This window comes from Myroides odoratimimus (genome assembly GCF_038039805.1).
Taxonomy (GTDB): Bacteria; Bacteroidota; Bacteroidia; order Flavobacteriales; family Flavobacteriaceae; genus Flavobacterium; species Flavobacterium odoratimimum_B.
Genome location: NZ_JBBPHK010000008.1, coordinates 1 through 20343, shown reverse-complemented (window position 1 = coordinate 20343; position 20343 = coordinate 1). Strand labels below are relative to the sequence as shown.

Below are 20343 nucleotides of genomic sequence, written 5' to 3'. Positions count from 1 at the left end.
AATTCGCTAGAACATTATGCTTCTGTTATAGCTGTGTTTTTAGATATTCTATTTACTATGATAGCAATAGCTCCATCACCCATCACATTACACGCTGTACCGAAACTGTCCATAGCGATGTAAAGGGCTATCATTAAACTCTGTTGTTCTGTATCAAATCCTAAGATAGAGCTTAGTACTCCTAAAGATGCCATAATAGCCCCTCCTGGTACACCAGGTGCTGCTACCATCGCTACTCCTAACATACAGATAAAACCAACCATTAGCGTAAAGTCTACAGCTTGTCCTTGTACTAACATTAATGCAACAGCACACGCTACAATTTTTAATGTACTTCCTGCTAAGTGTATTGTCGCACACAAAGGTATTGCAAATCCAGCTATTTTAGGATCTACATTATTCTTTAATGTTTGTTCTAACGTTACCGGTATGGTAGCTGCAGAAGATTGTGTTCCTAAAGCTGTGAAATAAGCAGGTAGCATATTTTTCATTAGTTTAAAGGGGTTTTGCTTACTTACTGTACCTGCTATTACGTATTGGAATACTAATACGAAGATATGTAAGATGAAGATAACTCCGATAATTTTTATAAAGGTATCTAGTACTATGAATACTTGTCCGTTATAAGTCATATTCAAGAATATACCGAAAATAAAAAGCGGTAAGAAAGGAATAATAGCCTTATTGATCAATGACATGATAATACTCTGAAAGTCGTTAAAAACACCCTCTAAGTATTTAAAATTGCCTTTAGAGATTCCTATCCCTAATATAAATGATATGATTAATGCACTCATGACATCAAACATCGCAGGCATAGCAATATTAAAATATGGTTCTAGGCTTTTAGTAGATTCTGTAACATTACCCAATTGTTCCGTAGCCAATATATTAGGGAAAGTAGTGATACTTACTCCATAAGAAATAAACCCAGCAAATAGGGTAGAACCATAAGCAATAGCTGTGGTAATGATAAGTAACTTACCAGCATTCTTACCAATATTACCAATTGCCGGAACGATTAGTCCTAAAATGATAAGTGGGATAGAAAAGCCTAGAAAGCCACCGAATATACTATTAAAAGTACTGAATATTCTACCTATTGACTCTGGTAGATAGTTACCTAACACGCTACCAAGAGTGATAGCAATAATGATCTGTATTAACAGATTGTTTTTTAATAATTTCATAACAAAAATTAGTTGTGTCGGGTAAAAGTAATAAAAAAAAGCCTCAGAATTAACTGAGGCTTTTATAAATATTGCTAAAAGGTTATTGATTAACCTAAAGAAGCTCTTTTGAATCCAGTGATTTCTACGTTGAAACCTTTTACATAATCAGAAACTTTTTTAGACTCATCTTTAATAAAGTTTTGGTCTAATAAAGCTTTCTCTTGGTCTAAAGTAGTGTTGTCACTGATGAAACGTTGGATTTTACCTGGTAAGATTCTATCCCAAATGTTTTCTGGTTTACCTTCAGCTTTTAATTCAGCTTTAGCATCTTCTTCCGCTTGTTTTAATACTTCTTCAGTAAGTTGAGCGTAAGAAATATATTGAGGTACATTTTTAAGAGTTTTTCCTAAACGTACTAATTCTTCGTTTTCTTTTACGATAACTGCGATACGAGCCTCAGTTTCTTTAGCAACGAATTCTGGGTCAAAATCTTTGTAAGATAATGTTTCAGCACCCATTGAAGCAACTTGCATAGATACGTCTTTAGCAATCTCGTCAGCTTTAGCAACAGCTTCAGATAAAGCAGTGATAGCAGCGATTTTGTTTCCGTGAACGTAAGAACCAATGAAAGCACCTTCTAATATTTCGAAAGAACCGATCTCGATTTTCTCACCGATAACTCCAGTTTGCTCAACACATTTTTCAGCAACAGTCATTGTAGCATCAAATGGAGAAGCTAAGAATTCTTCTTTTGTATTGAAGTTGATTGCTTTTTCAGCTAATTCTTTTGCTAAAGCTTGGAATCCTTCGTTTTTACCTACGAAGTCAGTCTCACAGTTTAATGTGATAACAACACCTCTAGTTTTGTCTGCATTAACTAAAGCTACAGCAGCCCCCTCGCTTGACTCACGGTCAGAACGGTTAGCAGCAACTTTTTGTCCTTTTTTACGTAGAACTTCGATAGCTTTATCGAAATCTCCTTCAGCCTCAACTAAAGCTTTTTTACAGTCCATCATTCCGGCACCTGTTTGTTGTCTTAGTTTGTTTACTTCTGCAGCAGTAATATTTGCCATTTTAAAAGAGTATTAATGAGTTAATAAAAAAAAGTCGTTATGGACAGTTGTATACAAAGGTAGACATCTATCAGCATAACGACTTTATGATATTGTTAAAAAATTATGCCTTAGCAGCAGGAGCTTCTACTTTAGTAGCCTCTTCTTTTTCAGACTTTCTTTCTGCATTACCTTCGATAATAGCAGAAGTCACTAATGATAAAATTTTATCGATTGATTTAGAAGCATCATCGTTTGCTGGAATAACAAAATCTACTTGACGTGGGTCAGAGTTTGTATCAACCATAGCGAAGATCGGAATGTTTAATTTTTGAGCTTCTTTTATCGCAATGTGTTCAGCTTTAATATCTACAACAAATAGAGCTGCTGGTAGACGAGTCATGTCAGCAATAGAACCTAAGTTTTTCTCTAATTTTGCACGAAGACGTTCAACTTGTAAACGCTCTTTCTTAGAAAGAGTCATAAATGTACCGTCTTTTTTCATTCTATCGATTGAAGCCATTTTTTTAACAGCTTTACGGATAGTAACGAAGTTTGTTAACATACCACCTGGCCATCTTTCAGTGATGTAAGGCATGTTAGCAGCAGCTGCTTTTTCAGCTACGATGTCTTTCGCTTGCTTTTTAGTTGCAACGAAAAGGATTTTTCTTCCTGATGCAGCGATTTTTTTCAAAGCTTCATTAGCTTCTTCTATTTTAGCTGCAGTTTTATATAGATTGATAATGTGAATACCATTACGCTCCATATAGATATAAGGAGCCATGTTTGGATCCCATTTTCTAGTCATGTGTCCGAAATGAACACCTGCTTCTAGTAAATCTTTTACTTCTACTTTGTTTGCCATTTTCTAATAGTTTACGTTCTGTTACTTTAGCAATAATCGAGTAGCAATAAATTGGTCTCAATTATTTAGATGCTAAACTACCTCTTACAGCATGTTGTAAGTGGGGCAACAAAAACCCAGATTTTTAATAATAAATAAATATTAACGTTTAGAGAATTGGAATCTCTTACGAGCTTTCTTCTGACCGAATTTCTTACGCTCTACCATACGAGGGTCACGAGTCAATAATCCTTCTGGTTTAAGAACTGCTCTGTTCTCAACATCAAGTTCACACATTGCTCTAGCGATAGCCATACGCACTGCTTCAGCTTGACCTGTTGTTCCTCCACCGTATACATTTACTTTTACGTCAAAGTTCTCAGCGTTCTCAGTCATTGTAAGAGGCTGTAATACTTTGTACTGTAATGTACCAGTTGGGAAATAAGTTTTAAAATCTTTTTTGTTAACTGTGATGTTTCCTGTTCCTTCTGAAACGTAAACACGAGCAACAGCGGTTTTTCTTCTACCGATTTTGTGAATAACTCCCATTACTTAATTTCGTTTAAATTAACGGCCTTAGGTTGTTGAGCTTCATGTTTGTGCTCAGAACCTACATTAACATTTAAATTACGGAATAATTGTGCTCCTAATTTGTTTTTAGGCAACATTCCTTTTACTGCTTTCTCGATTAATAATGCAGGGTTTTTTTGTTGCATTACTTTAGCAGTTAATGATCTTTGTCCTCCTGGGTAACCTGTGTGACGGATGTAAGTCTTGTCATCTAATTTGTTACCTGTTAGGTTGATTTTCTCTGCGTTGATAACGATTACGTTGTCTCCACAGTCTACGTGCGGTGTGTAATTTGTTTTGTGCTTACCTCTTAAAAGTACTGCAACTTTAGAAGCAAGACGTCCCAAATTTTGACCTTCAGCGTCAACAATTAACCACTCTTTTTGAGCAGTTGCTTTGTTAGCCGATACTGTCTTGTAGCTTAAACTTTCCACAATAAATTTGTATTTAATTAAACATTCCATTCCCAATTAAGGGAGTGCAAAAGTACAATTATTTCTGTACTTTACAAATTTCTATTCCCTTTTTTAGAAAATATTGGCGCTCAATTGTTTGACTAACAATTGTATCGCTCCTCTCATTACGATATCCAATACCTGATTTAAGACCGTAATTTTTGCAACTTGTTTATAAACCTAAATTCATTGATTTGTTTAATTATAAATCGTTTGTTTTGAGTAATTTAGTGCTTAAAAATAAAAGGGATGAACAAAAAGATCACAATACCTCTAATGGCTGCATTAGCTTTGATCATGGCTGGGTGCCCGCAAAAGAAAGAGCTCATAGTACAAGAAGAGATAATCGATGAAGTCATTACCGAAGTTCCTAAGGCGAAAGAGTCTTTAGATAGTATCAGTAATGAAGTAGCATTAACATTAGAACGAGTGGCTTATGCTAATGTGCCTAAAACAGTTCACCTCACCATAACGAATCAATCATTGGTAGAAGTGAGTACTGGCTCTGACTATTCTATCTACGTTCTAAAAGGAGAGTCTTGGGAAGCGATGGATATGGAAGGGATTGGTTTTGATAGAATGATTCATCCTATAGGACCTGACGAAGGAGTCGGTTTTGATATAGATTTGTTTACTAAAGAACTAAAATATGATAAAGGGACTTATAAGATTGTAAAACAACTAGCCACTGATAATGGCAGCTTTAGTAAGGAGGTAGAGTTTGTGATTATGTAGAGTTAATAGGAAGTTCTATCAGTATAAAAATATATTTGTTTTTTATAAGAGAAGTGTGTTTCTGTGATAGAGTGACTTATTTGAATTATGTATTTTAGTCTAACGATAAACCTATTAGATGGTTGTCTTTATACTAAATAATAGGAGTAAGTTATCAAGGTAGATTTATAACCTAGCGCAGTAGATATTAGATTTGTTTGATTAGTGATTTTGCTTCAGTTACCTCTTACTGTTGTTAGAGTAGGAGTGCGCTTTAGGTTGTTGTGAGTCCGTTATGAATCCGTATTGACTCCGATATATCAATTAGAATAACGGAGTTAATACGGATTTAATGTTGAAATAATAAGGTCGTATGTCGAGTCTGTTTGCTATCGAAGTGATAGCAGAGTGATAGAAGAGGAGAGATGTCTAAAAGTTTTAGAATGCTCTTTTAGGACTCTGTTCTAGCTTTAATATTGTTTAGTATAATTTGGAATTGTAGTTCTCAGGATACTTTGCCATCTCTGCATTATAGTGAGGGGCGATTTCGTCTAGTACTTGTTCGAATGTTTTATCTTCAACGTGAACAAGTTTAATGATACCACATTCTTTCTTTTTATAATCTGCATATCCTAATACGATAGGCACATTTGCAGATTTGGCAATGTGGTAAAATCCTTGTTTCCATTGATCAGAATAACCACGTGTGCCTTCTGGTGTGTTAATGATAGCGATGTCATCAGTAGTGTTAATGACATTAACTGCGTATTCTACTAGATTTTGTCTTTTGGTTCTATCTACACCGATGCAGCCAAGTGCTTTAAAGAAGAAGCCAAACCAAGCCTTAGTATAATAATCTTTTATAAACATGCGTATAGGTACTCCCATAATCCAGAAGCAGGCTAACGCGTAGTAGAAGTCCCAGTTAGAAGTATGAGGAACACAGATTAGCACAGTCTTCCTTTCTTTTTTTGGGTCAAAGTTATTAGGAGCGTACTTCCATCCCGTGATTCCTAACATTATTTTGCCTAGTAACTTTTTCATCTTGTTGTTTATTTAGAAATATTGACAAAGATAGAATAAATCAATTACGTATTATATAGGTTGTGTTTTTTAAGAAATAAGTGTGATTTTTAGTATATTTTTTGGTTTTGCGATTATCTTTTGATGATAACTAATTAGTGCTGTCATCAGCTTCACAGCATAGACTGATAGCTATACATTTAATTATAGTATAAAAAATGGCCATATAAATCTATATGACCATTAGGTATTCTAAAATGAGTATGAATATGTAAGAGTGAATGTTCTGCCTCTACCATTATAATCAAATAAAGCAGGTAGGTTGTAAACAGAGTATAACGTTTGTGACCTTTTACTCCAAATGCTTTGATAATCTGTATTAAATAAGTTTTGGATCCCTAAGTTTAAATGTCCGATAGGCAATCTATACCCCACCATTAAATCTGAGGTATTGTATGCCTTTATCGTATTATTTGCTTCATCAGTTAATTTTAGGCTTTGTGTACTTTGCAATCTGAATGACCAATTGTTATAAGTATAACCTGTGTAGCCAACTAGCTTAGATGGGCTAGCTGTAGTGATGTCTTGTTTAGTCCAGTCATCATCTTGTTTTACTTCAGAAGTGATGATTAAGGTGTTGGCTCCTATATAAAATCCATTGTTGGTATAAGACAATTCGGCTTCAATTCCCATATTTCTTAATTTCTGGTCTAATAGCAGAACTTGAAAGGTCTTTCTGTCTACAGCTAGGTTTTTATCTGATTGGCTTATAAAACCTGATATCTGTCCTTTAAAACCATTGTCAGTTTTAAAGCGATATCCCAATTCGAACTGGTTTGTTTTTAATCCATTTAGGGGTTGATCTTTTACATTAAGGCTAGATTGTAAATCCCAGTTCTGTGTTGCTTCATTGAGCTTGTAGTTTCCGTAACCATAATATTTAGCTGGATCAGCTAAGCTAACTCCTTGTGAGAAAGTAGCCCATATCTGTTGATTAGTTGTAGGCTTATACAATATCCCAAAATTAGTTGTGGTCATATTATATGAACTTTTGCCACCAGGTATTATATCAGCTGATTTGCCATAGCCCATATGTACTTGTGTATTCTGTACAGAACCGATGATATCGTCTACTTTGATATTTATATTTTGGAATCTGATTCCTCCTGATAATTGTAGCTGATTAGTAATGTTATATATGGCTTGAGCATAACCTGCAACGCTGAATGAGTTGTTCGTTGGGTATCTAGAGATGGTGAAGTCTGTTTTGTTTATTAGTCCGCCACTTTCTAAGGATTTAGCGTGATTAAATACATTTTGTTTACCTTCGAATTTCTCAAAGTCAAAATCAACCCCATAGGTGAATTTTAAGAAGTTAAGATCTTTAGTTAAGACAGCTTTGATACCTGTGTATTTGGTATTTTGCTGTGAAGCAGACATATATGTTCTTTTTTCGTTAGGCAGGTTTATAGTTCCAGGAAAAGGGTAAAAGGTAAGGTTCTCTGATCTATGAGCGACTTGGATATATAGATCTTGGCCTCCTAATATATTGTTGCCATTGTAACTGACAGAAGTCATGAAGCGTTCTGTACCAGGTTTGTGATCAGTGTAAAAACCTTTGCGCATACCTATTTGACTTTGGTCAGCGTTGGTAAAAGCGCCTAGATTATCTCCTAAATATGCACTTGTCTCTCCTTGAAAGTTAGAGTTATAGTACTGTACTAAGGCTGTAATCTGATGATGATCATTAATGCTATAGGTACCTGTAGCCATTAGATCTAGTGATCTATTGTACTGTAAATCAGTTTGGGCAATGTCTGCCATAATTTGATCTCTATTGGCATCATAAGTAGCACCGTTATCTTGAAGTGCAGCAGAAATGCGAGTCGAAAGTTTATCATTTTTATAGTTAATCGATTGCGCTATTCTTAAGTCTCTATCCTTAGCTCCTGCTAATCCACTACGAGCAGAGATTTCAGAGTCTCCTGTCCAACCATGTTGTTGAGCCTGTTTTGTGATGATATTGACAATCCCTCCAGTAGCATTACCTCCGTAAATAGAACTTGCTCCTGAAAGCACTTCGATCTTCGCTATATTAAAAGGGTCAATGGCGTCTAACTGTCTGCTTATGCTTCTTAAGCTATTCAGAGATACCCCATCTATCATTACCAGCATAGATCTACCTCTCATATTCTGTCCATAATTAGAACGACCTTGACTGCCAATGTCTAATCCTGGAACGAGTATGGCTAGCATCTCTTTTAACGGGACTCCATTTTTATATTGCTGTTGAATTTGTTGTGGTTGGATAACCCATACAGTGCCTGGTATATCAGATATCTTAGTGGGTTTTCTATTAGCGACGATGACAATGTCTTCTAGCGAACTACTGATTGTATCAAGTGGGGTTGTGACCTCCCTTGTAGTGTTTAAGTCTTGTGCGTAAGTAGTTGCACAAGCTAATAAGGAAATAAATAGAATACTTTTAGCGCCCATAAGATTGAATTTATAATGTTATCGCAAAAGTAATAAAGAATAAGTCTAAATAAAAAAGCTATTCAAAAGAATGAATAGCTTTTATGTAATAAAATATTTGATTAATGTGCTTCTAGCCAGTTATCACCAGTACCTAGATCTACTATTAGTGGTACATCTAGTTTATAAGCGTTTTCCATTTCAGATTTGACCATAGTCTTCAGTGCTTCAAGTTCTTCTTTATGAGCATCAAAGACAAGCTCATCGTGTACTTGTAGTAGCATCTTAGATTTCCAATTCTCAGCAGTCAACTTCTTGTTGATATTGATCATCGCTATCTTTATAATGTCTGCCGCACTACCTTGTATAGGAGCATTGACAGCATTACGTTCAGCTGCACCTTTCACGACAGCATTATGAGAGTGAATATCTTTTAGATATCTTCTACGACCTAAGATAGTCTGTACATATCCATGCTCACGAGCGAAATCTATCTGAGTAGCGATATAACTCTTCAGTTTAGGATAGGTAGCATAGTAAGCATCGATTAGCTCCTTGCTCTCTGCGCGAGATAGATTAGTTTGATTACTTAGTCCGAAAGCAGATACTCCATAGATAATACCGAAGTTAACAGTCTTGGCATGACTACGTTGTTCTTTAGTTACTTCTTCTAAAGGTACATTGAATACCTTAGCGGCAGTAGAACGGTGAATATCCTCTCCACGTTGGAACGATTCTAGCATATTAGGCTCTTGACTTAGTGCTGCTATAATGCGCAGTTCTATCTGAGAGTAATCGGCTGCTAGTAGTACGTAGTTCTCATCACGTGCTACAAAGGCTTTTCTTACCTGACGACCTCTCTCTGTACGAATAGGAATATTCTGTAAGTTAGGGTTGTTAGAACTAAGACGACCTGTAGCAGCTACAGCTTGCATATATTCTGTGTGTACTCTATTCGTTTTTATATTCACTTGGTCAGGTAGTGCATCTACATAAGTATTTTGTAGTTTTACTAACTGTCTCCATTCTAATATGTCTCGTACTATCTCGTGTTTAGGCGCTAAATCACTTAATATTTCTTCTCCAGTAGCGTATTGGCCTGTTTTTGTTTTCTTAGGTTTAGCACCTCCTATTTGAAGTTTTTCAAATAGGATATCGCCTAATTGTTTTGGAGACGCCAAGTTAAATTCTTCTCCAGCCTCTAAGAATATACGTTGTTCTAGTAGCTTAATGTCAGTAGATAAGGTATCAGATAAGGATTTTAGATATTCAGTATCTAAGCGTATACCTTCTGTTTCCATATCTGCTAACACATTAACTAGAGGTATTTCGATATTGTCAAATAACTCTTGTGTATGTGTAGCTACTAATTGAGGAGCGAAAGCCTCTTTTAGTTGATAAGTAATATCTGCATCTTCTCCTGCGTATTCTTTGACTAATTCGGCTTCTATGTCACGCATAGTCTTTTGATTCTTTCCTTTTTTACCGATTAGTTCTTCGATAGGTTGCGGTGTATATTTAAGATAAGTCTCTGCTAATACGTCCATATTATGGCGCATATCAGGATTAATTAAATAATGTGCAATCATCGTGTCAAACAGAGGACCTTTTACTACAATGTCATATTGTTTTAGAATCTTGATGTCGTATTTAAGGTTTTGTCCTATTTTTTCAATACTTTCAGATTCAAAGAAAGGAGCGAATTGCTGGGCAAGAGCCTTTGCTTCGTCTTGGTTCTCTGGGAAAGGTACGTAGAATGCTGTCCCTTTCTCAAAAGAGAAAGCAATACCTACTAGCTCTGCTGTAAAGGGGTCTAAACCTGTAGTCTCTGTGTCAAAGCAGACTGACTTTTGGTTTAGTAAATTTTGGATTAATAAACGGATAGCCATACCGCTATTACACAGTTGGTATACGTGATTAGTTGTATTTAGATTACCAAAATAAGCTTCAGTAGAAGAAGAGGTATTACTCGAATCATCTCCAAAAAGAGAGAATTGCTCATCAGCTCCACTGTTAGTTGTAGCAGTAGCTGCTGGGGTAGGGATAGCCTCTTTTCCTTTGTTGAATAGTTTATCGAACTGTTCTTTCATTCTTCTAAACTCCAATTCAATAAACAACGCTTCTGATTTCTCTATATCAGGACATTCTAGTACATAGTCTTTTTCATTGAATTGTACAGGGCAGTCTAGGATGATAGTAGCCAGTTTTTTAGAAAGTAATCCTTTCTCTTTATTCGCTTCTATATTCTCTTTCATTTTACCTTTTAGCTCATGTGTATTGGCTAATAGGTTTTCCATAGAACCGTATTGCTTGATGAATTTCTTCGCTGTTTTTTCTCCTACACCAGGTAGTCCAGGGATATTATCTACAGCATCTCCCATCATTCCTAAGAAGTCTATCACTTGTTCTGGATAGTCTACTTCGAATTTCTCTTTTACTTGGTCTACTCCCCATATTTCGATACCATTCCCCATACGAGCTGGTCTATACATAAAGATATTCTCAGATACTAACTGAGCATAATCTTTATCTGGAGTCACCATATATACTTCGAAGCCTTCTTTCTCTGCTTGTTTAGACAATGTTCCGATAAGGTCATCAGCTTCGAATCCGCTAACTTCTACGATAGGGATATGCATGGCTTCTAAGATTTGCTTAATATACGGAACAGCTATTTTGATGGCTTCAGGAGTCTCATCTCTATTAGCCTTGTATTCTGGAAATAAATCTAGTCTTAAATCACTACCACCTCTGTCAAAAGCAACAGCTAGGTGATCAGGAGATTCTCTTTTTATAACGTCTATTAGTGAGTTCATAAACCCTAGAATAGCAGAGGTATCAAGACCTTTAGAGTTAATTCTAGGATTTTTTATAAATGCGTAGTATCCTCTAAATATTAAAGCATAAGCATCTAGTAAGAAAAGACGATTTTTATTAGCCATCTATAATGTGGTTTTTTATTAAGGGTAATTATTTATAAGTTCAAAGATAATGAATTTGTAGTAGGACTTAGGAGAGAACCAAAGTTTTGTGATTTAGATGTTTGATAAATATCATTAAATATTGTTAAAGATACTTTGAAAGCATTTGGAAAAAATTAAATTTGTTATTTATAGATTATTGAAATGGGGAGATTTATAGTATTACTGTTAGTATTTATTATAATAGAGTTTTATTGTTTCCAGGCCGTTCGTCAGGTGACGAAAAATAAACTAATGAGATGGGGTTATATAGTAGTATCTTTATTAGGTATTATGTATATTATATACGGTTTTTCACAGTTTGATCGCAATCACGCTAGGAATCATCAGTCATTAGTGGCAGGGGCTTTAGTTATCTTATTCTATTTGCCTAAAGCGATTATTACCATATTACTAATTACTGAGGATGTAGTAAGAATAGGTAGAGGTATTTGGAATTATAGTAAAGGAATTAAGATCAAGAAAGAAGATAAAGAATCTTTCGTGCCAGGGCGAAGAAAGTTTGTATCTCATCTTGCTTTTGGGATAGCGTCTATTCCTTTTATCTCTGTGCTACACGGTATCACGATAGGGAGATATAAATTTGAAGTTAGAAAGAGTATTATAGAATTTGAAGATTTGCCTGAGGCATTTGATGGTTTTAAGTTTACGCATATTTCAGATATACACAGTGGAAGTTTTGACAATGAAGAGAAGATTAGATACGCAGTAGAGTTGATTAATAGTCAAGAATCAGATGCACTTTTATTTACCGGGGACTTAGTGAATAGCTTAGCAGATGAAATGCTTCCGTGGTATGATGTGTTTAATAAGATACGCCATTATAAATATGGTAAATACTCTATATTAGGAAATCATGATTATGGAGACTATGCACACTGGGACACAGAGGAAGAGAGACAAAAGAACTTTAAGGATATCTGTGATATCAGTCCAAAGCTTGGATTTAGGTTATTGAGAAATGAGCATGTGTGGTTTGAGAAAGATGGTCAGCGCATAGCGGTAGTAGGAGTAGAGAACTGGGGAGTACGCGGACACTTTCAGAAACTAGGAGATTTAGATAAGTCTACAGAAGGAGTGAGTTCTAAAGACTTTAAGATCTTAATGAGTCATGATCCATCACACTGGGAAGCTAAAATATTAGAACACAAAAAGAATTTTCAGTTGACTCTAGCAGGTCATACACATGGTAGTCAATTCGGTATAGAGATACCTGAATTTATAAAATGGAGCCCTATACAGTACGTGTATAAGCAGTGGGCAGGGCTTTATGAGAAGATGGGGAAATATATTTATGTAAATAGAGGGTTTGGATATCATGCTTATCAAGGGCGTACGGGTATCTGGCCAGAAATCACAGTGATAGAATTAAGGCGAAAAAAGTAAAGAATATTGCTAAAAAGTAATATTTTTGTATATTAAAAGAAGTTTATAGTAAAGTTAATTTATATTATATGTCAAAATTCGGAGAGTTAGTAACAGCAGATGTTCCTGTTTTAATCCACTTTTATGCACAGTGGAACGAAGCATGTACTACTATGAATCCTGTCTTAATCGATGTGGCTGCAGCCATGGGGGATAGGTTGCGTATAGTAAAAATAGATGTTGAGAAAAATGGTGAATTAGTAGAGGCTTTAAGAATAAAGCAAGTACCTACTATGATGCTGTATAAAAGAGGTAGTATGATCTGGCGCCAAAGTGGTGTTATGGATGCAAACTCTCTTATCAATGTTACCAAGACGCTATAACGTAGAGAAGGTATACCCTTTAGATAATAAGTAGTCGATAGTCTTAGGTAAGGCATAGTATAAATTATGGCTGGCTTTGATACTATCATGAAATACAATAATACTTCCAGGAGCCATATTCTCTATGGCTCTTTTATAACATTCTTCAGGAGAGGTTTTCTTATCATAATCTTTGGTAAGATGTGACCACATGATGATCTCATATCCTTCTGATATTATCTGTTTAGCTTGTTGCTTCTTTATTTTACCATAAGGTGGTCTGAATAGTCGTGTTCTGTTCTCAAAGCTAGTGTGTTTAGACATTTCTTCCGTTGATAAGCAGAAGTTATTCAGATATACTTCATTTGTGTTTTTCCATCCATTTAAGTGATTAAAAGTATGATTTCCTACCTGATGGCCTTCTTGTAAGATTCTATGGAATATAGTAGGGTGTTTTCTCACATTATCACCTATGCAGAAGAATGTAGCTTTTACCTGATACTGCTTCAGTATATCTAATACCCATTCTGTGACTTCGGGTATAGGACCATCGTCAAAAGTTAAGTAAATACGCTTTTGATTAACTGGTCTTCTCCAAGTGTATTTTGGAAAAAGAAGTGGCAGAAGTAGCTTAGATATATTCATAAGTCAAATGTATAAAAAAAGAGTAGTTAACTAAATAACTACTCTCTTTTAATGAATAACAATTAACTATAAAATTATTTTATACCACCTCCAACAGCTCTATAAAGCTGTACGATAGAGGTAAGTTGTGCTAATTCTGTATTAATGTAACTTAATTCTGCAGCAAGTGCACTTTCTCTAGCTGTTAATACATCTAGGTAGTTAGCCATACCTTGTACTAATAACTCTTCTGAGTATTCAGTAGCTAGGTTATATGCTTCGTATTCTTGCTTTTTAAGTTTTAACTTATCTGAAGAACTGTGGTAAGTATATAATGCATCAGAAACTTCTTTTGACGCATTAAGAATGGATAGTTTATAACTTAAATATGCAGATTCTTGTTTTGCTTTAGCTACTTCATGTGCTGTTCTAACTTTTCTACCATTTAATAAAGGTTGAGTTAAACCACCGATGAAGTTTGCAAATAGAGAACTTGTGTTGAATAAGTTATCAAAATCCATACTTTGTAATCCACCGTTAGCTGTAAGTCTGAAAGCTGGGTAGAAATTAGCTCTAGAAACATTAGTCATTTCAAAAGCATTAATTAACCCATATTCAGCAGCTCTTACATCAGGTCTGTTACTCAATAGTTGAAGAGGAACACCTACAGAAAGATCTGCATTAAGTTTTTGATTCTTAAGTTCTCCTCTAGTGATAGTTCCAGGGTTGTTTCCTAAAAGAATACTAAAAGCGTTCTCTGTTAATTTGATATTGTTTTCAAGATCAACTAAAAGAGCTTTAGCATTGAACAACTGTGCTTGAGTTTGTTTAACTGCAACTTCATTCACTTGTCCAGATTCTTTTAAAGCTTCAATCGTTTCTAAACTGTTAGTTCTGTTAACGATAGTCTGTTCTGTCACACGTTTTTGTTCATCTAAAGCTACTAGTTGAAAATACGTTGTAGCGATACTAGAGATTAACTGAGTTTTTACAGCTTGGTGAGCAGAAAGAGTTTGTAAGTAGCTAGCACCTGCAGCTCTTTTATCGCTTCTGATTTTACCCCATACATCTAGTTCCCAAGAGAACTGCCCTGTTATGTCATATTGATCTGTTTTTATACGGTCATTAGATCCGTTAGCAGCCATCATGCGTCCCATCTGTGTGTTTTTAGACATGATAGTGTGAGTATAGTTTGCACCTAGGTTTAATGTAGGAGCGTATCCCCATTTACCTTGTTGCATATAAGCATGAGCAGCATTGATATTCTCTAATGCGATTCTAATATCTAAGTTGTTCTCTAATCCGTGTTCAATATATTGAATAAGCGTTTGATCAGAGAATAGCTCTTTCCATGACATATTTGCCATAGAAAGAGTATCTTGAGATATGTTATCAGTACGGAATTGCGCTTCGTTAGTTACTTCAGGTCTTTCGTAATTTTTAGATACGATACAAGACTGCATAGTAACAGCTAAAACAGCAATAGGTAAAGCTCTATATAAAGTTTGTTTTTTCATATTATTCTGACTTGTGCTCTACGAATTTAATCGGTTTAATTTTTTCTTGTATGTACTGGAAGATAGCATATAGTACTGGGATTACGAATACTCCAAGTATAGTACCAATCAATAGACCAAATGCTGCACCAGTACCGATAGATCTGTTACCTACATCTCCAACACCTTTAGCGAATACTAATGGCATCATACCTAAAATGAAGGCAAAAGAGGTCATTAAGATCGGTCTTAGACGAGCTTTAGCACCGTTGATTGCAGATTCTGCTATCGACTCTCCATGTTGACGTCTCTGTAAAGCGAACTCCACAATAAGAATAGCATTCTTAGCAAGAAGCCCGACCAGCATGACTAGTGCAATCTGGAAGTAGATGTTGTTTTCTAATCCTGCATATTTCTGTGCGATGAATGCTCCCATGATACCAGTAGGTAATGATAAGATTACAGCTAATGGTAATAAGTAACTTTCATACTGAGCAGATAATAAGAAGTAAACGAAAATAATACATAAAGCAAAGATCATTACAGTTTGGTTACCAGAGCTAATCTCTTCACGAGATAGACCTGTAAAGTCAATTCCGTAATCTGTACTTAATGTTTGTGCAGCTACTTCTTGAACCGCTTTAATAGCGTCCCCAGAACTATAACCTGGCTTAGGAGCTCCTGTAATATTCGAAGATGTAAATAAGTTGTAACGGTTCACTGACTGTGGACCATATACTTTTTTCAAATCAACGAATTGAGTTACTGGTGTCATTTCTCCTGAAGCAGTTCTTACATAGATCTCGTTTAAACTATTCTTATCTGATCTGTACTCAGGTAAAGACTGTACCATTACACGGTATTGTTTACCAAAACGTGTAAAGTCAGCTGCATAGATTCCTCCAATATACCCTTGAAGAGCAGAGAAAATATCACTTACTAATACTCCTGATTCTTTTGCACGAGGAATATTAAGATCTAATTCATATTGAGCATAGTTCGTATTGAATGATGACTGAGCATATAAGATTTCAGGACGTTGCATTAATGCTCCTAAGTACTCTTTTGACTTTTGATCAAAGTCAGTAAGTGCACCTCCTGTTTTGTCTAATAATTTCATCTCAAAACCTGAAGACATACCGAAACCTGGTATACTTGGTGGTTGGAAGAAGATCATTCTAGCATCTTGGAACTGTGTAGCAGCGATACCAAACAGTTGACCAATAATAGCGTCAGTAGCTAACTCTGGTGTAGTTCTATCTTTAAAGTCATCTAGCTTAATCATCGCCATACCGTAGTTAGAACCTTGTCCGTTGATGAACGAGAACCCTGATACGATAGTTACTCCTTCTACTCCTGGGATTTGCTGTACTACTTTAGAGAACTGTTGTTGTAAACTCGTTACACGGTCTTGAGAAGCACCTGCAGGTAATTCGATATTACCCATGATGAATCCACGGTCTTCGTTAGGTACGAATCCACTAGGCATTGTTTTAGCAGCATAATATGTGATACCTAAACACGCAAGTAAGATTACAAACGTAGTCCATTTATGTTTTAATAAGAACTTAAATGAGTTACCATATTTGTGAGTTAATTTGTTGAAAGCAACGTTGAATGCATCAAAGAAGCGTTGAACAAAGTTTCTTTTCTTTCCTTCGTGGTGATCATGTTGTCTTAAAAATAAAGCACATAATGCTGGACTCAATGTCAAGGCGTTAACAGCTGAGATTAAGATCGCAACAATAAGTGTAATACCAAACTGCTTATAGAATACTCCCGTAGGACCTGGAATAAAGGTTACAGGTATAAATACAGCAGACATTACCAATGTAATCGAGATAATAGCACCTGAGATTTCACTCATGGTGTTTAAACTCGCTTCTTTAGCATCTTGGCCTGTCTCTTCCATCTTCGCATGCACGGCCTCTACCACTACGATGGCATCATCCACCACAATACCGATGGCCAGTACAAGAGCAAACAGTGTTAACAAGTTAATAGAGAACCCAAATACACTTAAGAAGAAGAATGTACCTACAATAGCAACTGGTACAGCGATCAAAGGAATTAACGTAGAACGGAAATCCTGTAAGAAGATATATACTACTACGAATACTAGTAAGAATGCTTCTATAAGTGTACTGATTACTTTACTAATAGATGCATCTAAGAATTCGTTCGTATCCATCAGTACTGTATAGTTAATACCATCAGGGAACGTAGTCTTCATATTCTCAAGTTCAGTATGTAAGTTCTGAATAATCTCTTGAGCGTTAGAACCTGGTGTTTGGTAGATAGCCATCGCTACTGCAGGGTGACCATCTTGCTCAGAACTACCTACATAAGACATTGCGCCTAATTCTATCTTAGCTACATCTTTTAAGTATAGAACTTGTCCATTACCCAATGACTTTACTACGATATTTTCGTATTGGTCTTGAGTTTTATATTTACCACTATATTTAATAACATATTGGAATGCCTCAGCATTATTTTCACCTAACTGACCAGCCGCAGCCTCTAAACTTTGTTCATTTAGTACTCTTACTACATCAGAAGGAACTAATCCATAAGCTTTCATCTTAGCTGGATCAATCCAAATACGCATAGAATAGTTACGAGAACCAAATGCCGTTGCATCTCCAACACCACTTACACGTTTAAGTACAGGAATAACGTTAATATTCATGTAGTTTTGGATGTAGATAGCATCGTAGTTAGGGCTTGTCGAATAGAAAGACAAGAACATTAATGCACTTGTTTGTTGTTTCTGAGTAGTAACCCCTGAACGTGTTACCTCTGCTGGTAAAAGTGGTGTAGCACGTGCCACACGGTTTTGTACGTTTACCGCAGCAATATCTGGGTCAACACCTTGTTTGAATACAACTTGTATACTAGCACTACCATCATTCGATGCTGTAGAGGTAATATAGTCCATGTTTTCAACCCCGTTCACCTGTTCTTCGATAGGAATAACTACAGATTGCATTACTGTCTCAGCATTCGCTCCAGGATATGAAGCCGCAATCTGTACAGTAGGAGGTGCAATATCAGGATATTGCGTCACTGGAAGTACTGTTAAACCCAGTACCCCTAGTATTACTATAAGTATAGAAATAACTGTAGATAATACAGGTCTTTCAATAAATGTCTTTAACATACTTTAGAATGTTGATTTGATGTCTTCGTTAATTTTTTCAAATTTCTCTGGTACTGGAGTGATAGGTGATCCACTGCGTAGTGTACCTAATCCTGTTCCGATAATTTTTTCACCTTTTTTGACACCTTCTTTTACGATTGCCAACTTGTTGATTCTATCGATTACTTCGATCTTAGTAGCCTTAGCTGTATCGTTTGCCACAGTATATACATATACCTGACCTTGTTGTTCGAATGTAGCTGATTCAGGAACTACTAATACATTAGTATACTCATTAGGAAGTAATAATGTTCCACTATTACCATTCGATAATAATCTATTAGGGTTGTTAAAAGCAGCTCTTAACTGTACAGTTCCTGTAGTTGGATTAATCTGTCCTGAGATAGTTTCAATCTTTCCAGCTTGCTCATATATTTGTCCATTAGCTAGCTGTAATTTTACAGTAGGTAAGTGGCTTAATTTCTCTTTTAAAGACTTTCCTTCTATTTTCTCTAAGAAGTCGAAATATTCTTTTTCATTAAGAGTGAAATAAGCAAATACATCACTGTCATCAGATACCACAGTTAATGGCTGAGGATCACTTGGACTAACTAACGCTCCTTCACGGAAGTTAATTTGACCTACAATACCATCGATAGGGCTTTTAACTACAGCGTAGTCAATATTAGCAACTATACTTTTGTGTTGTGCTTTAGCATTAGCTACTTGGCTTTTTGCACTCGCTAAGTTAGCTTCAGCAGTTTCTAACTGGATTTTACTGATAATTCCTTTGTTTACTAAAGGTACCAATTTGTCAACGTTTACTTGAGCAACATTTACTTGAGCTTCAGCTGTTCTGATTGCTGCTTTAGCCGCATCAGCACTTTCGTTTAAAGTGTTAGTCTCAAGTCTAAATAGAGGTTGTCCTTTTCTAACAATAGCACCTTCGTCTACATAAACTTCTTGAATGTACCCAGCTATTTTAGCACGAACGCTACTAGCAACTTTTCCTTGAATGGTAGTAGGGTAGTTTTTATAACCTGTTACATTTTGAGTAGGTACTTCGATTACTTTGTAAGGTAATGCTTGAGGCCCCCCTTGTTGTTGATCTTTGTTTCCGCATGACGCTACAGTGATAGCGATTGCAGCGAAAGTGATCGATTGTAAATAACGTTTCATATAATTACTTAATTTGTACTTTTTAATTTTTCTATTGTATCTGCTAAATGATTTTTACTTTTTGCTAAATGATCTATATAAAGTTCTACTTTATTATTGCAATTGTCTGTTTTTAAAATGCCTTCATCAACGAATTTACGCATTTTAAGACATAATGCATGCTCGCGTTCTAATACATCTCTGATAATTTGTAATCTAAGAGTCATGTAATTAGGATTCTGTCTGAAGTATCTCTTTCTTTCATCAATCTTGTTGAAATGTTCAATCTGATTATTTGATATTAGTAAATTTAAACTTGTAGAAACAGAGCTTTTACTTGCATTTAATTTTTCAACTAATTCATCAAAAGTCACGCCATCTCTGTTGTTATTAAACATAATATATGTATAAATCTGTGCAGTCAATGGTGAGAAGTGGTGCACCAGTTCATGGTGAGCGCAACAATCTTGGAATAAGTCTACTAAATCTTGGTCGTATTGCATTTTACTTTAATGTTTTGAGAGAGGCAAATATACGGTTAGTTTTGTATTTACCGAACCAACAAAACTTAAAAGTTTCTTAATTATTTAGATGGCGTCTATATAAAGTGTTTTTTATAGTGGATTATTTTTTGCATCTATTTGATATTATGAGAGAAAACATTTAGTTGTATAATTATTTAAAAAAAATCAACAAAAATGCTTGCGTCAAAATTAAAAATAGCATTATATTTGCATCCACAAAAGCGGAAGTAGCTCAGTTGGTAGAGCTCCAGCCTTCCAAGCTGGTTGTCGCGAGTTCGAGCCTCGTCTTCCGCTCTATAAACCTGATGTAGGTTTTAAAATAACATCGTCTGCGGAAGTAGCTCAGTTGGTAGAGCTCCAGCCTTCCAAGCTGGTTGTCGCGAGTT

16 protein-coding genes and 1 tRNA gene are annotated in these 20343 nt (G+C 35.6%); 4 read left to right on the top strand and 13 right to left on the bottom strand.

Annotated features, from left to right (window positions below; all coding sequences use genetic code 11):
• Window positions 1-14: 14 nt before the first annotated feature.
• The 5 genes from AABL85_RS07970 to rplM form a co-directional block, all read right to left on the bottom strand.
• The gene (locus AABL85_RS07970) at window positions 15-1190 is read right to left on the bottom strand and encodes a dicarboxylate/amino acid:cation symporter (RefSeq protein WP_341309732.1); all 1176 of its coding nucleotides are present in this window, start codon (window positions 1188-1190) and stop codon (window positions 15-17) included.
• Window positions 1191-1279: 89 nt separating this feature from the next.
• Window positions 1280-2245, bottom strand: a complete 966-nt coding sequence (tsf, locus tag AABL85_RS07965; protein ID WP_286414209.1) for a translation elongation factor Ts — start codon at window positions 2243-2245, stop codon at window positions 1280-1282.
• Between the two features lie 103 nt (window positions 2246-2348).
• On the bottom strand, window positions 2349-3089 hold the full coding sequence (rpsB, locus tag AABL85_RS07960; protein WP_006259733.1) for a 30S ribosomal protein S2: 741 nt from the start codon (window positions 3087-3089) through the stop codon (window positions 2349-2351).
• A 141-nt stretch (window positions 3090-3230) separates the two neighbouring features.
• Window positions 3231-3617, bottom strand: a complete 387-nt coding sequence (rpsI, locus tag AABL85_RS07955) for a 30S ribosomal protein S9 (protein ID WP_286414211.1) — start codon at window positions 3615-3617, stop codon at window positions 3231-3233.
• Entirely contained in the window at window positions 3617-4072 is a 456-nt protein-coding gene (gene rplM, locus AABL85_RS07950; protein WP_025124595.1) for a 50S ribosomal protein L13, read from the bottom strand. The genes rpsI and rplM overlap by 1 nt, the downstream gene beginning before the upstream one ends.
• 270 nt (window positions 4073-4342) lie before the next feature.
• Here rplM and AABL85_RS07945 point away from each other — a divergent pair, with 270 nt between their 5' ends.
• Window positions 4343-4828: an immunoglobulin-like domain-containing protein gene (locus AABL85_RS07945; protein WP_341309731.1), complete on the top strand. Its 486-nt coding sequence runs from the start codon at window positions 4343-4345 to the stop codon at window positions 4826-4828.
• A gap of 459 nt (window positions 4829-5287) precedes the next feature.
• Here AABL85_RS07945 and AABL85_RS07940 read toward each other — a convergent pair whose 3' ends face one another.
• The 3 genes from AABL85_RS07940 to polA form a co-directional block, all read right to left on the bottom strand.
• Window positions 5288-5851, bottom strand: coding sequence for a 1-acyl-sn-glycerol-3-phosphate acyltransferase (locus tag AABL85_RS07940; RefSeq protein ID WP_025124597.1), 564 nt, complete (start codon window positions 5849-5851; stop codon window positions 5288-5290).
• 231 nt (window positions 5852-6082) lie between these two features.
• Window positions 6083-8326 carry a TonB-dependent receptor gene (locus AABL85_RS07935; protein WP_341309730.1) on the bottom strand — a complete coding sequence of 748 codons (2244 nt, stop codon included), beginning with the start codon at window positions 8324-8326 and terminating at the stop codon, window positions 6083-6085.
• Window positions 8327-8427: 101 nt separating this feature from the next.
• Entirely contained in the window at window positions 8428-11247 is a 2820-nt protein-coding gene (gene polA, locus AABL85_RS07930; protein ID WP_341309729.1) for a DNA polymerase I, read from the bottom strand.
• 183 nt (window positions 11248-11430) lie between these two features.
• Here polA and AABL85_RS07925 point away from each other — a divergent pair, with 183 nt between their 5' ends.
• A complete protein-coding gene (locus AABL85_RS07925; protein ID WP_341309728.1) occupies window positions 11431-12672 on the top strand; it encodes a metallophosphoesterase in 1242 nt (413 codons plus the stop codon).
• A gap of 68 nt (window positions 12673-12740) precedes the next feature.
• Complete coding sequence (locus AABL85_RS07920; protein WP_006259726.1) at window positions 12741-13034, top strand: thioredoxin family protein; 294 nt, start codon at window positions 12741-12743, stop codon at window positions 13032-13034.
• Here the strand turns inward: AABL85_RS07920 and AABL85_RS07915 are convergent.
• The 5 genes from AABL85_RS07915 to AABL85_RS07895 all read right to left on the bottom strand — a co-directional run bounded on the left by AABL85_RS07915 (window position 13029) and on the right by AABL85_RS07895 (window position 19936).
• Window positions 13029-13658, bottom strand: coding sequence for a polysaccharide deacetylase family protein (locus tag AABL85_RS07915; RefSeq protein ID WP_341309727.1), 630 nt, complete (start codon window positions 13656-13658; stop codon window positions 13029-13031). The genes AABL85_RS07920 and AABL85_RS07915 overlap by 6 nt on opposite strands.
• Window positions 13659-13732: 74 nt before the next feature.
• On the bottom strand, window positions 13733-15154 hold the full coding sequence (locus AABL85_RS07910; protein ID WP_341309726.1) for an efflux transporter outer membrane subunit: 1422 nt from the start codon (window positions 15152-15154) through the stop codon (window positions 13733-13735).
• 1 nt (window position 15155) lies between these two features.
• Window positions 15156-18296: an efflux RND transporter permease subunit gene (locus tag AABL85_RS07905; protein ID WP_286414221.1), complete on the bottom strand. Its 3141-nt coding sequence runs from the start codon at window positions 18294-18296 to the stop codon at window positions 15156-15158.
• A gap of 3 nt (window positions 18297-18299) precedes the next feature.
• Window positions 18300-19454 (bottom strand): efflux RND transporter periplasmic adaptor subunit, encoded by a 1155-nt coding sequence (locus tag AABL85_RS07900; protein WP_341309725.1) that lies wholly within the window; start codon window positions 19452-19454, stop codon window positions 18300-18302.
• An 8-nt stretch (window positions 19455-19462) separates the two neighbouring features.
• Window positions 19463-19936 carry a transcriptional regulator gene (locus AABL85_RS07895; protein WP_341309724.1) on the bottom strand — a complete coding sequence of 158 codons (474 nt, stop codon included), beginning with the start codon at window positions 19934-19936 and terminating at the stop codon, window positions 19463-19465.
• Between the two features lie 242 nt (window positions 19937-20178).
• Here AABL85_RS07895 and AABL85_RS07890 point away from each other — a divergent pair.
• A tRNA-Gly gene (locus tag AABL85_RS07890) sits at window positions 20179-20251 on the top strand.
• Window positions 20252-20343: the final 92 nt, after the last annotated feature.